Below are 13,424 nucleotides of genomic sequence, written 5' to 3' on the forward strand. Positions count from 1 at the left end.
AGGCGTTACTGGCCCGAAACAAACGTAGGAGCGAGCGTAGCTCGCGATGCGCCGCGCGGGCGGCGCTCGATCTCACAGGCGATGAAGCCCTCAAAGAAAGCACACCCTCCAGGTCGTGCACCATACCGGTGCACGAATATCAAAATCCGCATCTAAAAAAGTGCACACTCCAAGCCGAGCCCCCCGCAAAATGCCTGCAAACGCCCCCTTTTATCCCGCCCTCGCCATTTTCGGGCACTGGCATGCAATTTGCTCCCTTGTGAGGCAGGTAAGCTTGGCCGACTATCCGCGCCCGGCAACACCCTTTTTCCAGGGCAGCGGCCCACCGCGCTCTAGACCATCCGGAGGACAACATGTCGAAGTCGGTTCAACTCATCAAAGATCATGACGTCAAGTGGATTGATCTGCGTTTCACGGACACCAAAGGTACTCAGCACCACGTGACCATGCCGGCGCGCGATGCGCTGGACGAAGACTTCTTCGAAGTCGGCAAGATGTTCGACGGTTCCTCCATCGCTGGCTGGAAAGGCATCGAAGCTTCCGACATGATCCTGATGCCGGTTGACGAAACCGCCGTTCTGGACCCGTTCACCGAAGAACCAACCCTGATCATCACCTGCGACATCGTCGACCCGTCGAGCATGCAGGGCTACGACCGCGACCCACGTGCCATCGCCAAGCGTGCCGAAGAGTACCTGAAGAGCACCGGCATCGGTGACACTGTCTTCGCCGGCCCGGAGCCAGAGTTCTTCATCTTCGACGAAGTCAAGTTCCAGTCGGACATCTCCGGCTCGATGTTCAAGATCTTCTCCGAGCAAGGCTCGTGGATGACCGGCGCTGACGTGGAAGGCGGCAACAAAGGCCACCGCCCAGGCGTGAAAGGCGGCTACTTCCCGGTTCCGCCGTTCGACCACGACCACGAAATCCGTACTGCCATGTGCAACGCACTGGAAGAAATGGGCCAGACCGTCGAAGTTCACCACCACGAAGTGGCAACTGCCGGCCAGAACGAAATCGGTGTCAAGTTCAACACCCTGGTGAAGAAGGCTGACGAAGTCCAGGCGCTGAAGTACGTTGTGCACAACGTTGCCGACGCCTACGGCCGTACCGCTACCTTCATGCCGAAGCCACTGTACGGCGACAACGGTTCGGGCATGCACGTGCACATGTCGATCTGGAAAGACGGCAAGAACACCTTCTCCGGCGAAGGCTATGCCGGCCTGTCCGACACCGCCCTGTATTTCATCGGCGGTATCATCAAGCACGGTAAGGCCCTGAACGGCTTCACCAACCCGTCGACCAACTCGTACAAGCGTCTGGTTCCAGGTTTCGAAGCCCCGGTGATGCTGGCCTACTCGGCGCGCAACCGTTCCGCTTCGATCCGTATTCCTTACGTTGGCAGCCCTAAAGCCCGCCGTATCGAAGCCCGCTTCCCGGACCCATCGGCCAACCCGTACCTGGCCTTCGCAGCACTGCTGATGGCTGGCCTGGACGGTATCCAGAACAAGATCCACCCAGGCGACGCGGCCGACAAGAACCTGTACGACCTGCCGCCAGAAGAAGCCAAGAACATCCCGCAAGTGTGCGGCAGCCTGAAAGAAGCTCTGGAAGAGCTGGATAAAGGCCGTGCGTTCCTCACCAAGGGCGGCGTGTTCTCCGACGACTTCATCGACGCCTTCATCGAGCTCAAGAGCGAAGAAGAAATCAAGGTCCGCACCTTCGTGCACCCGCTGGAATACGAGCTGTACTACAGCTGCTGATCTGATCGGCGCCCGGCGCCGGTGAGCTGATCAAACGGCCTCCCTCGGGAGGCCGTTTTCGTTTCTGCCGTCACTATTTTCGGAAGCGTCCTACCCCCGAGGATCAGGCAACACCGCCACACTCGGGCCTTCACCCTATGCTCTGGAGGTCTGTCATGCGTCATTTCCCCTTCGCCGCAGTGGCTGTATTGGCCCTGACCGGTTGCACCGCAGAAGCACCGCCGGATACGGCGTTATCCGCGCTGCTCGACAACATCGAACGTCGCCTGGCCCTGGCTGAAGCCGTGGCGCTGCACAAGTGGGACACTGGCCAGCCCGTGCAGGCAACGCTGCGCGAGCAACAAGTGCTGGCGAATGTCCGTGCTGCCGCACCTGGCCACGGACTGGCACCACAACGCGCCGAGGCGTTTTTCGCCGACCAGATGGAAGCCAACAAGTTGCTGCAATACACCCTGCTGTCCGACTGGCACCGCGAGGGCGCGGCGCCGCACACGCAACGCCGCGACTTGCAGACTGACATCCGCCCGCAACTGGATGACCTGCAGGGCACACTCCTGCAAAAGCTGGCAGCCTTCGACCGTGAGCCCGCGGCAGGCTGCAGCACACGGCTGGCCAAGGAACTGGCCGGCCGTTCCGCGCCCCAGCCACTGCACCAGGCCTTGGTTCGCGCCACCGGTCAATTGTGCGATAAATCCTGAAAGCTCTATGCTCCTTATTGGTGCATTCTTGCGGGCGACGCCCTTGAATGCACCCCAAAAAAGGTCACAAGAAACGTTAAACCAGAACATTCTGGTGCGAATCTGCGCGATTTCGGGTGCTCATCGGACAATTCCGCTTCTTTTCGGAGCTTTGGTTTGTTTCTTGCATTTTATGCACTGAAACTGGAATCAGCGGATTCACTGCGCCCCGGGTTCTGGCTGCACCCTGCCAGACAAGCGCCAAAAGAGGTCAACGACGCCTTATGACCATCAGCGATGCACAGCACCGTCTGCTTCTGGACAACCTGACCACCGCCACGCTATTGCTCAACGGTGAGCTGCGCCTGGAATACATGAACCCAGCTGCAGAAATGTTGCTGGCGGTCAGTGGCCAGCGCAGTCACGGGCAGTTCATCAGCGAACTGTTCACTGAATCGACCGAGGCGCTCAGCTCGTTGCGCCAGGCGGTGGAACAGGCGCACCCGTTTACCAAACGCGAAGCACAACTGACGTCCCTGACCGGGCAGACGATCACGGTCGACTACGCGGTAACGCCAATCCTGCACCAGGGCCAGACCCTGCTGCTGCTGGAGGTGCACCCGCGCGACCGGCTGCTGCGCATCACCAAGGAAGAGGCGCAACTGAGCAAACAGGAAACCACCAAGATGCTGGTGCGGGGCCTGGCTCACGAAATCAAGAACCCCCTCGGGGGCATCCGCGGCGCCGCCCAGCTGCTGGCCCGCGAGCTGCCCGAAGACGGCCTGCGCGACTACACCAATGTGATCATCGAAGAGGCCGACCGCCTGCGCAACCTGGTCGACCGCATGCTGGGCTCGAACAAGCTGCCCTCGCTGGCCATGACCAACATCCATGAAGTACTGGAGCGGGTCTGCAGCCTGGTCGAAGCCGAAAGCCAGGGCTGCATCACATTGGTGCGCGACTACGACCCAAGCCTGCCGGATGTCCTGATCGACCGCGAACAGATGATCCAGGCCGTGCTCAATATCGTGCGCAACGCCATGCAGGCGATCAGTTCGCAGAACGAACTGCGCCTGGGCCGCATCACCTTGCGCAGCCGCGCCTTGCGCCAGTTCACCATCGGCCACGTGCGCCATCGCCTGGTGGCCCGGGTGGAGATCATCGACAACGGCCCGGGCATCCCGCTGGAACTGCAAGACACCCTCTTCTATCCCATGGTCAGCGGTCGCCCGGACGGTACCGGGCTCGGCCTGGCCATTACCCAGAACATCATCAGCCAGCACCAGGGCCTGATCGAGTGTGAAAGCCACGCAGGCCATACCGCCTTCTCGATCTACCTGCCTCTGGAACAAGGAGCCACCGCCTCATGAGCCGAAGTGAAACCGTATGGATCGTCGACGATGATCGCTCCATCCGCTGGGTCCTGGAAAAAGCCCTGCAACAGGAAGGCATGACCACCCAGAGCTTCGATAGCGCAGACGGTGTCATGGGCCGCCTGGCCCGCCAGCAGCCGGACGTGATCATTTCCGACATCCGCATGCCGGGGGCCAGCGGCCTCGACCTGCTGGCGCAGATTCGCGAGCAGCACCCACGCCTGCCGGTCATCATCATGACCGCCCATTCCGACCTGGACAGCGCCGTGGCATCGTACCAAGGCGGTGCTTTCGAGTACCTGCCCAAGCCGTTCGACGTGGACGAGGCGGTTTCGCTGGTCAAGCGGGCCAACCAGCACGCCCAGGAGCAGCAAGGGCTGGACGTGCCACAAAGCCTGGCGCGCACACCGGAGATCATCGGTGAAGCCCCGGCGATGCAGGAGGTGTTCCGCGCCATTGGCCGCCTCAGCCACTCCAACATCACCGTGCTGATCAATGGCGAGTCCGGTACCGGCAAAGAACTGGTAGCCCACGCCCTGCACCGCCACAGCCCGCGCGCAGCGGCACCGTTCATTGCCCTGAACATGGCCGCCATCCCCAAGGACCTGATGGAGTCCGAGCTGTTCGGCCACGAAAAAGGCGCTTTCACTGGCGCCGCCAACCTGCGCCGGGGCCGCTTCGAGCAGGCCGATGGCGGCACCCTGTTCCTCGACGAGATCGGCGACATGCCCGCCGAAACCCAGACTCGCCTGCTGCGGGTGCTGGCAGATGGCGAGTTCTACCGGGTCGGCGGCCACGTGCCGGTCAAGGTAGACGTGCGTATCATCGCCGCTACTCACCAGAACCTCGAGTCACTGGTGCAGGCTGGCAAGTTCCGCGAAGACTTGTTCCACCGCCTGAACGTGATTCGCATCCATATCCCGAGGTTGGCTGACCGGCGCGAAGACATCCCCGCACTCGCCCGCCATTTCCTTGCCCGTGCCGCTCAAGAGCTGGCGGTCGAGCCGAAGGTGCTCAAGCCGGAAACCGAGGAGTTCATCCGCAACCTGCCATGGCCGGGCAACGTGCGGCAGATGGAGAACACCTGCCGCTGGATCACCGTCATGGCCTCCAGCCGCGAGGTACTGATTGGTGACTTGCCGCCGGAGTTGCTGAACCTGCCCCAGGACGCTGCCCCCGTGACCAACTGGGAGCAGGCGCTGCGCCAGTGGGCTGACCAGGCACTGGCGCGTGGGCAATCCAACCTGCTGGACAGCGCGGTGCCAAGCTTTGAGCGGATCATGATCGAGACCGCCCTCAAGCACACCGCCGGCCGGCGCCGCGATGCGGCGCTGTTGCTGGGCTGGGGCCGCAACACCCTGACCCGCAAGATCAAGGAACTGGGGATGAATGTGGCGGGTGGCGATGACGAGGAAGGTGACGAGCACTGAGCGCTAGGTTAACCCTCGAGATCTTTAGGGCTGCTGCGCAGCCCTTTCGCGACACAAGGCCGCTCCTACACGGACCATCTCTGCTTCCGGGCTGGTGGGTTACCTGCAGGAGCAACTGTCTTTCTCAAAATTTGAAAAGCTTGCGCTGCTACATCGATTGATGATGCCGGCCCGGCTCCGCAGGACTGCCGGCCACCCCCGCCCATTGTAAGCGGCCTTGTGCCGCGACAGGGCCGCAAAGCGGCCCCAGCTGTTTCAGCCTTCCGATGCACCGTTCCTGTGCCCGCTGCACCTCGCCAAGGCACAAACCCCCTCAAAAACCGGCCGAATCCCCCTCAAAGCCCAGTATTTCCGGGTTTTGCAAAATTGGCACGCCCCCTGCAATAGCTAATACATACCCAGTTTCGGGGGCCCTGGTACAGGCAGGCCGGGTGAACCCCTCTTTTATTAGCAACACCGCCGTTTTTGGGGACCTCGGTACAGGCAGGCCGGGCCATCCCCCCTTTACACGCAGTACGCCGTAGCCCTTTTGGGGACCCTGGTACAGGCAGGCCGGGATATCCCCTCTTTTATTCCTGCAGGCTCACCTGCAGCCGCCAGCGCCCAGCGTCTTCTGCACCGGCCCATTGGCCGTGCAGGGGGCGCGCGGCCACCACCGTCAGCAACAACCCTTCCTGGCTGTTCTGCAGCCGCCAGCTTACCGGTTTGCCGTTCAGGCTCAATTGGCCCTGCCGGGCCGTGCCCTGGGCCTGGAACAGCACAGCCACCGTGCCTTGGACGTTCTCGGCATGCAGCTTGGGTTCTTCGTTGAACCACAGCGCCAGCCCATTCGACAACACCTCTACCTGCTGCAACTGGCGCTCTACAGGGGCGGTCAGGCGGCCGATCATCAGCCCCACCATTACCCCGACGATCGCCAGCGACAGCAGCATGCGCGGCAACGCCTTCGAACGCACATCCGGTTCGGGGGTAGAATGCCCGTCATCCTCTTGCTTGGAGCCGTGCATGTTTCACGTCATCCTTTTTCAACCAGAAATTCCGCCGAATACCGGCAATATCATTCGCCTGTGCGCCAACAGCGGCTGCCACCTGCACCTGATCGAACCCATCAGCTTCGAACTGGATGACAAGCGCCTGCGCCGCGCGGGGCTGGATTACCACGAGTATGCCACGCTCAAGCGCCACCAGAGCCTGGCCGAATGCCTGGAAAGCCTGGGCAACCCACGGCTGTTCGCCTTTACCACCAAAGGCTCGCACCCGTTCCACGAGGTCGCGTACCAGCCGGGTGACGCGTTCCTGTTCGGGCCGGAGAGCCGCGGGCTGCCGGCAGAAGTCCTCGACAGCCTGCCCGCCGAGCAACGCCTGCGCCTGCCCATGCGCCCAGGCTGCCGCAGCCTGAACCTGTCCAACACGGTGGCGGTGACGGTGTATGAGGCCTGGCGGCAGAACGGGTTTGCCGGGAGCTGATGTGTAAGCCTGCACTGGCCCTATCGCCGGCAAGCCGGCTCCCCCAGGGACCACGTGCGGCTTCCCACACAGCCAACAAAAAAGCGCCCCTAGAGGCGCTTTTCCGATACCGGCAGCAGTTACTGAACGGTTGGCGCTTCGCCGGCTTCCTGCATGCGCTGCATTTCTTGCGCGTACAGGGCGTCGAAGTTGACCGGCGACAGCATCAGCGCCGGGAACGAACCACGGGTTACCAGGCTGTCCAGGGTCTCGCGGGCATACGGGAACAGGATGTTCGGGCAGAACGCACCCAGCGTGTGGCTCATAGAAGCAGCATCGAGGTTGGCGATGAGGAAGATACCCGCCTGCTGCACTTCAGCGATGAACGCGACTTCGTCGCCGTTCTTCACGGTGACCGACAGGGTCAGCACCACCTCATGGAAGTCGCCTTCCAGGGCCTTTTGCTTGGTGTTCAGGTCCAGGGCAACGCTCGGCTCCCAGGTCTGACGGAAGATCTGCGGGCTTTTCGGGGCCTCGAACGACAGGTCGCGCACATAGATACGCTGCAGGGAGAACTGAGGGCTGTTGTCTTCAGCAGCAGCGCCGTTGGTCTGTTGGTCAGTCATGGCAGATCCTTATCCTAATGTTTTCGAATGCAGTGCAAATCAGGCCGCCAGCAACGCGTCGAGCTTGCCGGCGCGTTCCAGGGCATAGAGGTCATCGCATCCACCGACATGGGTACTGCCGATCCAGATCTGCGGCACCGACGTGCGGCCGGCTTTCTGGGCCATCTCGGCGCGCAGTTGCGGTCTGCCGTCGACCTTGATTTCCTCGAATGCCACGCCCTTGCTCTCGAGCAGGTACTTGGCACGCATGCAGTAGGGGCAGTAGTCGCTGGAATAAACGATGACGGGCTTCATATCACTTCACCAGGGGCAGGTTATCGGCTTTCCAGCTGGAAACGCCACCGCTCAGCTTGGCGGCGTTGTAACCGGCCTTGAGCAGATCGCGGCAAATGCTGCCGGACTGCTGGCCCATCGCGTCGACGACGATCAGGGTCTTCTCTTTGTGCTTGTCCAGCTCGGCCATGCGGTTGGCCAGCTTGTCCTGCGGAATGTTCACCGCACCCACGATGTGACCGGCGGAGTACTCCTTGGCCGGGCGGATATCGATCACCAGCGCCTTGTCGGCATTGACCAGGGCAGTCAGCTGACCGTTGCTCAGGCTCTGCCCGCCACGGCGGATTTCATTGATGAGCAGCAGGGCCAGCAGAATGAAGAAGATCGCAACCAGGATGTAGTGATCTGTCGCGAATTGAATCAGGTGAGCAACCATCAGCGGTGTTCCAGGCGATTGAAAATGCCGGCCAGTATACACAGCACCTTGGTACCACCAAAGCCCGACGGGCCGGCCACCAGACCAGCTTCATGTTGCCAGCGCACGCGCGCCGGTCGGGGGATGGGACGATTATTCGCCGCACGTGGCGTATTTGCCCTAAAATGCGTTTCTTTATCATCTTTGAACAACCGTGAGTTTGATTGATGACGAGTACGCCCAAACCCCTGGTCCTGATCATCCTGGATGGCTTCGGCCACAGCGAAAGCCCTGAATACAACGCCATCTATGCCGCTAACACGCCGGTCTACGACCGCCTGCGCGCCAGCCAGCCGCATGGCCTCATTTCCGGCTCGGGCATGGATGTCGGCCTGCCGGACGGGCAGATGGGCAACTCCGAAGTCGGTCACATGAACCTGGGCGCGGGCCGCGTCGTCTATCAGGACTTCACCCGGGTGACCAAGGCCATCCGCGACGGTGAGTTCTTCCAAAACCCGGTGCTCACCGGTGCGGTGGACAAGGCTGCCGGTGCCGGCAAAGCCGTGCACATCCTTGGCCTGCTGTCCGATGGCGGCGTGCACAGCCACCAGGACCACATCGTTGCCATGGCCGAACTGGCCGCGCAGCGCGGCGCGGAAAAAATCTATCTGCACGCCTTCCTCGATGGCCGTGACACCCCGCCACGTAGCGCGCAGTCGTCCATCGAGCTGCTCGACGCCACCTTCGCCAAGCTGGGCAAGGGCCGCATCGCCAGCCTGATCGGCCGCTACTACGCCATGGACCGCGACAACCGCTGGGACCGCGTTAGCGCCGCCTACAACCTGATCGTCGACAGCAGCGCCGAATACACCGCTGACACCGCCGTGGCAGGCCTGCAAGCGGCCTACGCCCGTGACGAGAGCGACGAGTTCGTCAAGGCCACGCGCATTGGCGCAGCAGTCAAGGTCGAAGACGGCGATGCCGTGATCTTCATGAACTTCCGCGCCGACCGCGCTCGCGAGCTGTCGCGCGCCTTCGTCGAGCCGGATTTCACCGAATTCGCCCGTGCGCGCCTGCCAGAAATGGCGGCCTACATCGGCCTGACCCAGTATTCGGCGAAAATCCCGGCACCCGCTGCCTTTGCTCCGTCCAGCCTGAACAATGTACTGGGCGAGTACCTGGCAAAGCACGGCAAGACCCAACTGCGTATCGCCGAAACCGAAAAATACGCCCACGTCACCTTCTTCTTCTCCGGTGGCCGCGAAGAGCCATTCGAAGGCGAAGAGCGCATCCTGATCCCATCGCCGAAGGTCGCCACCTACGACCTGCAGCCGGAAATGAGCGCACCGCAAGTGACCGACCGCATTGTCGAAGCCATCGAGCAACAGCGCTTCGACGTGATCGTGGTCAACTACGCCAACGGTGACATGGTCGGCCACACCGGCGTGTTCGAAGCGGCAGTCAAGGCTGTCGAAGCGCTGGACAACTGCGTTGGCCGCATTGTCGAGGCGCTGGACAAGGTCGGTGGCGAGGCGCTGATCACCGCCGACCACGGGAACGTCGAGCAGATGGAAGACGAGTCCACCGGCCAGGCCCACACCGCACACACCACCGAGCCGGTGCCGTTCATCTATGTCGGCAAGCGCAACGTGAAAGTGCGTGATGGCGGCGTGCTGGCCGATGTTGCGCCGACCATGTTGAAGCTGCTGGGGCTGGAGAAGCCTGCCGAAATGACCGGCACTTCGATTCTGGTAGACGCCTGAATCTGCGTATTGGGGCCGCTTTGCGGCCCATCGCGACGCAAGGCCGCTCCTACAGGGCCCCGATAACACCTGAATTCCAGACAAACGCCTCGCGACACTGGCAGCGAGGCGTTTTTTTTGCCCGCCCAGGCGGGCATACTAGGCCAGTCTCCATCCTTGGTACGCCAAACCCCATGCTTCGCGCCCTGATCCTCCTAGCCTTGTCATGCCTGCTCAGCCCGGCCTTCGCCGATGAGCGCGCACAGACCCAGCAGCAACTGGACGCCACCCGCCAGGACATTGCCGAGCTCAAGAAAACACTGGGCAAGCTCCAGGAAGAAAAAGCCGGTGTGCAAAAGGACCTGAAAGCCACCGAGACCGACATCGGCAACCTCGAAAAGCAGGTGGAGGCACTGCAGCAAGCGCTAAAAAAGACCGAGGGCGAGCTGGAGCGCCTTGAAACCGAGAAAAAAAAACTCCAGACCGCCCGCGTTGAACAGCAACGGCTGATCGCCATTCAGGCCCGCTCGGCCTACCAGAACAACGGTCGCGAGGAATACCTCAAGCTGCTGCTCAACCAGCAGAACCCAGAGAAATTCGCCCGCACCCTGACCTACTACGACTACATGAGCAAGGCGCGCCTGGAGCAGCTGCGCACCTTCAACGAAACCCTCCGCCAGCTGGCCAGTGTCGAGCAGCAGATGTCTGCCCAGCAGCAACAGTTGCTGGCCCAGCGCGCCGACCTTGACAGCCGCCGCCAGGCCCTGGAGAGCGAACGCGGCAAGCGCCAGCAGGTATTGGCCAAGCTCAACAGCGACATGAAAGACCGCGACCAGAAGCTCCAGGCCCGTCAGCAGGACCAGGCCGACCTGGCCAAAGTCCTCAAGACCATCGAGGAAACCCTGGCACGCCAGGCCCGCGAGGCTGAAGAGGCACGCAAGAAAGCCTTGCTGGCGCAGCAGGAAGCGGAAAAACGCCGGCAGCAAGAGGCCCTGGCCGCCGCTGCGCGCAACCAGGCGCGCGAGCCTGAAGCGCCGGTAGAGCCGCCGAAAAAGGCTCGTACCACCCTCGGGCCGATGGTTTCCAGCGACGGAGCCAACTACGGCGGAGCATTTTCTGCAGCACGGGGCAAACTTCCTTGGCCAGTCAATGGTCGATTGCTGGCACGCTTCGGCGATGCACGCGGCAACGATGCCCGGGCCAAATGGGACGGTGTGATGATCAGCGCCAACCCCGGCACACAAGTGCGCGCCGTGCACGGCGGGCGTGTGGTGTTCGCCGACTGGTTGCGCGGCGCCGGGCTTCTGGTCATTCTCGATCATGGCAACGGTTACCTGAGCCTGTACGGCCATAACCAGAGCCTGCTGAAAAGTGCCGGTGACATCGTCAAGGCCGGTGAAGCCATATCCACCGTCGGCGACAGCGGTGGCCAGGACGCGGCAGGCTTGTACTTCGCCATCCGCCAGCAGGGCCGGCCTACCGACCCTTCGCAGTGGTGCCGGGGTTAGTCAACTTTCTACGGCGCGGCCCAAACGCTGCACCGATGCTCCGCAGGGAGCGCTTACAGGATCAGGAGTCCGTTCGACATGCTGCACTCGCCTCGTCTCACCCAGTTGGCCCTGTCCATCGCCCTGGCGGTCGGCGCGCCCCTGGCCACTGCCGCGGAGCCGGCCAAGGCGGCAGCTGTGCCGGCCACCGAGGTCACTGCCAAGGCGCCACTGCCACTGGAAGAGCTGCGCACCTTCGCCGAAGTCATGGACCGCATCAAAGCGGCCTATGTCGAGCCGGTGGACGACAAGACCCTGCTGGAGAATGCCATCAAGGGCATGCTCAGCAACCTCGACCCACACTCGGCCTACCTGGGCCCCGAGGACTTCCAGGAACTGCAGGAAAGCACCAGCGGCGAGTTCGGCGGGCTGGGTATCGAAGTGGGCCAGGAAGACGGCTTCATCAAGGTGGTCTCGCCGATCGATGACACCCCGGCCTCGCGTGCAGGCGTCCAGGCCGGCGACCTGATCGTCAAGATCAACGGCGCCCCGACCCGCGGCCAGACCATGACCGAAGCGGTGGACAAGATGCGCGGCAAGGTTGGCGACAAAATCACCCTGACCCTGGTCCGCGACGGCGGTAACCCCTTCGACGTGACCCTGGCCCGCGCGGTGATCCAGGTCAAGAGCGTGAAGAGCCAACTGCTGGAAAACGACTACGGCTATATCCGCATCACCCAGTTCCAGGTCAAGACCGGCGACGAGGTGGGCAAAGCCCTGGCCAAGCTGCGCAAGGACAACGGCAAGAAACTGCGCGGGGTGGTGCTCGACCTGCGCAACAACCCGGGTGGCGTGCTGCAATCGGCCGTGGAAGTGGCCGACCACTTCCTCACCAAGGGCCTGATCGTCTACACCAAGGGCCGCATCGCCAATTCCGAACTGCGCTTCTCGGCCGACCCGGCCGACGCCAGCGAAGGGGTGCCACTGGTGGTGCTGATCAACGGCGGCAGCGCCTCGGCTTCGGAAATTGTAGCGGGCGCACTGCAAGACCAGAAGCGCGCCGTGCTGATGGGCACCGACAGCTTCGGCAAAGGCTCGGTACAAACCGTGCTGCCATTGGCCAATGACCGCGCCCTGAAGCTGACCACCGCACTGTACTTCACCCCCAATGGCCGTTCGATCCAGGCCCAGGGTATCGTCCCCGACATCGAAGTACGTCAGGCCAAGCTCACTGCCGAGGTCGACACCGACAACTTCAAGGAAGCCGACCTGCAGGGCCACCTGGGCAACGGTAACGGCGGCGCCGACCGCCCGACCGGCAGCAGCAAGCGCAAGGAGCGCCCACAGGACGACGACTTCCAACTGAGCCAGGCACTGAGCCTGCTCAAAGGCCTCAACATCACCTCGGGCAAATGATCCAGCCCGTGCGGTACCTGCTGTGCCTGGTGTTCTGCCTGTTGGCCGGGGTCGCGCAAGCGGCGCCGGCCGGCAAGACCTACATGAGCATCATCATCGACGACCTTGGCCAGAGCCCCAACCGGGACAGCCGCACCTTGGCCCTACCCGGCCCGGTGACCATGGCCATCATGCCCGACACCCCGCATGCAACCGACTTCGCCCGCCAAGCGCACAAGGCTGGCAAAACGGTGATCCTGCACATGCCAATGGACCCGGCCACCGGGCCCTATGCCTGGCACCCCGGCATCGCCGGCGAAGAGCTGGCCCGGCGCCTGGACAGCGCGCTGCTCAAGGTGCCTTACGCGGCCGGCATCAACAACCATATGGGCAGCCGCATGACGGCCCAGCGCGAACCCATGGCCTGGCTGATGGGCGAATTGCAACGTCGCCATCTGTTCTTCGTCGACAGCCGCACCAGTGCCGCCACCGTCGCGGCTGCAGAAGCACAGGCGCAAGGCCTGGCGCATGTCTCGCGGGATGTGTTTCTCGATGACGTGCGCACCACCGAAGCCATTGCCGGGCAGTTGCAACAAGGCGTGGCCCTGGCGCACAAGCAAGGCTCGGCAGTGCTGATCGGCCACCCTTACCCGCAAACGCTGGAGGTGCTGGCCCGCGAACTGCCCCGCCTGAAAAGCCAGGGCATCACGCTGCTGGGCCTGCCACAGATGATTGCCGAGCGCAGCAACCAGGCCATGCCGGCACATGGCCGGCAGGGCCGCTACAGCAACCGATGACCC

General features: G+C 62.7%; 13 protein-coding genes. 9 read left to right on the forward strand and 4 right to left on the reverse strand.

Annotated elements, in window-relative coordinates:
- Window positions 1-353 precede the first annotated feature (353 nt).
- The 4 genes from glnA to ntrC all read left to right on the forward strand — a co-directional run bounded on the left by glnA (window position 354) and on the right by ntrC (window position 5,240).
- Window positions 354-1,760: a type I glutamate--ammonia ligase gene (gene glnA, locus G1E_RS02660; RefSeq protein WP_009685006.1), complete on the forward strand. Its 1,407-nt coding sequence runs from the start codon at window positions 354-356 to the stop codon at window positions 1,758-1,760.
- A gap of 155 nt (window positions 1,761-1,915) precedes the next feature.
- Window positions 1,916-2,458, forward strand: a complete 543-nt coding sequence (locus tag G1E_RS02665) for a chorismate mutase (RefSeq protein WP_029887412.1) — start codon at window positions 1,916-1,918, stop codon at window positions 2,456-2,458.
- 263 nt (window positions 2,459-2,721) lie between these two features.
- Window positions 2,722-3,807, forward strand: coding sequence for a nitrogen regulation protein NR(II) (gene glnL, locus G1E_RS02670; protein WP_009685004.1), 1,086 nt, complete (start codon window positions 2,722-2,724; stop codon window positions 3,805-3,807).
- A complete protein-coding gene (ntrC, locus tag G1E_RS02675) occupies window positions 3,804-5,240 on the forward strand; it encodes a nitrogen regulation protein NR(I) (protein ID WP_009685003.1) in 1,437 nt (478 codons plus the stop codon). Before glnL ends, ntrC begins: the two co-directional genes overlap by 4 nt.
- 569 nt (window positions 5,241-5,809) lie before the next feature.
- On the opposite strand, the gene G1E_RS02680 is transcribed toward ntrC, so the two are convergent.
- On the reverse strand, window positions 5,810-6,247 hold the full coding sequence (locus G1E_RS02680; RefSeq protein WP_009685002.1) for a hypothetical protein: 438 nt from the start codon (window positions 6,245-6,247) through the stop codon (window positions 5,810-5,812).
- Here G1E_RS02680 and trmL point away from each other — a divergent pair.
- Window positions 6,246-6,707 carry a tRNA (uridine(34)/cytosine(34)/5-carboxymethylaminomethyluridine(34)-2'-O)-methyltransferase TrmL gene (gene trmL, locus G1E_RS02685; protein ID WP_009685001.1) on the forward strand — a complete coding sequence of 154 codons (462 nt, stop codon included), beginning with the start codon at window positions 6,246-6,248 and terminating at the stop codon, window positions 6,705-6,707. The two genes, G1E_RS02680 and trmL, sit on opposite strands and share 2 nt — an antisense overlap.
- Window positions 6,708-6,826: 119 nt before the next feature.
- On the opposite strand, the gene secB is transcribed toward trmL, so the two are convergent.
- Genes secB through G1E_RS02700 form a run of 3 tightly spaced genes read right to left on the reverse strand, consistent with a single transcriptional unit; the run spans window position 6,827 to window position 8,021 of the window.
- Window positions 6,827-7,312 carry a protein-export chaperone SecB gene (gene secB, locus G1E_RS02690; RefSeq protein WP_009685000.1) on the reverse strand — a complete coding sequence of 162 codons (486 nt, stop codon included), beginning with the start codon at window positions 7,310-7,312 and terminating at the stop codon, window positions 6,827-6,829.
- Window positions 7,313-7,351: 39 nt separating this feature from the next.
- Window positions 7,352-7,606, reverse strand: coding sequence for a glutaredoxin 3 (gene grxC / locus G1E_RS02695; RefSeq protein WP_009684999.1), 255 nt, complete (start codon window positions 7,604-7,606; stop codon window positions 7,352-7,354).
- 1 nt (window position 7,607) lies between these two features.
- Window positions 7,608-8,021, reverse strand: coding sequence for a rhodanese-like domain-containing protein (locus G1E_RS02700; protein WP_009684998.1), 414 nt, complete (start codon window positions 8,019-8,021; stop codon window positions 7,608-7,610).
- A 206-nt stretch (window positions 8,022-8,227) separates the two neighbouring features.
- On the opposite strand from G1E_RS02700, the gene gpmM reads away from it, so the two are divergent.
- The 4 genes from gpmM (at window position 8,228) to G1E_RS02720 (ending at window position 13,421) form a co-directional block, all read left to right on the forward strand.
- A complete protein-coding gene (gene gpmM / locus G1E_RS02705) occupies window positions 8,228-9,763 on the forward strand; it encodes a 2,3-bisphosphoglycerate-independent phosphoglycerate mutase (RefSeq protein ID WP_009684996.1) in 1,536 nt (511 codons plus the stop codon).
- 173 nt (window positions 9,764-9,936) lie between these two features.
- A complete protein-coding gene (locus G1E_RS02710; RefSeq protein ID WP_009684995.1) occupies window positions 9,937-11,250 on the forward strand; it encodes a murein hydrolase activator EnvC in 1,314 nt (437 codons plus the stop codon).
- Between the two features lie 78 nt (window positions 11,251-11,328).
- Window positions 11,329-12,645: a S41 family peptidase gene (locus G1E_RS02715; RefSeq protein WP_009684994.1), complete on the forward strand. Its 1,317-nt coding sequence runs from the start codon at window positions 11,329-11,331 to the stop codon at window positions 12,643-12,645.
- 8 nt (window positions 12,646-12,653) lie between these two features.
- Window positions 12,654-13,421 carry a divergent polysaccharide deacetylase family protein gene (locus tag G1E_RS02720; RefSeq protein ID WP_033690837.1) on the forward strand — a complete coding sequence of 256 codons (768 nt, stop codon included), beginning with the start codon at window positions 12,654-12,656 and terminating at the stop codon, window positions 13,419-13,421.
- Window positions 13,422-13,424 lie beyond the last annotated feature (3 nt).

Origin of the sequence: Pseudomonas sp. TJI-51 (assembly GCF_000190455.2) — a bacterium.
Lineage (GTDB): Bacteria > Pseudomonadota > Gammaproteobacteria > Pseudomonadales > Pseudomonadaceae > Aquipseudomonas > Aquipseudomonas juntendi.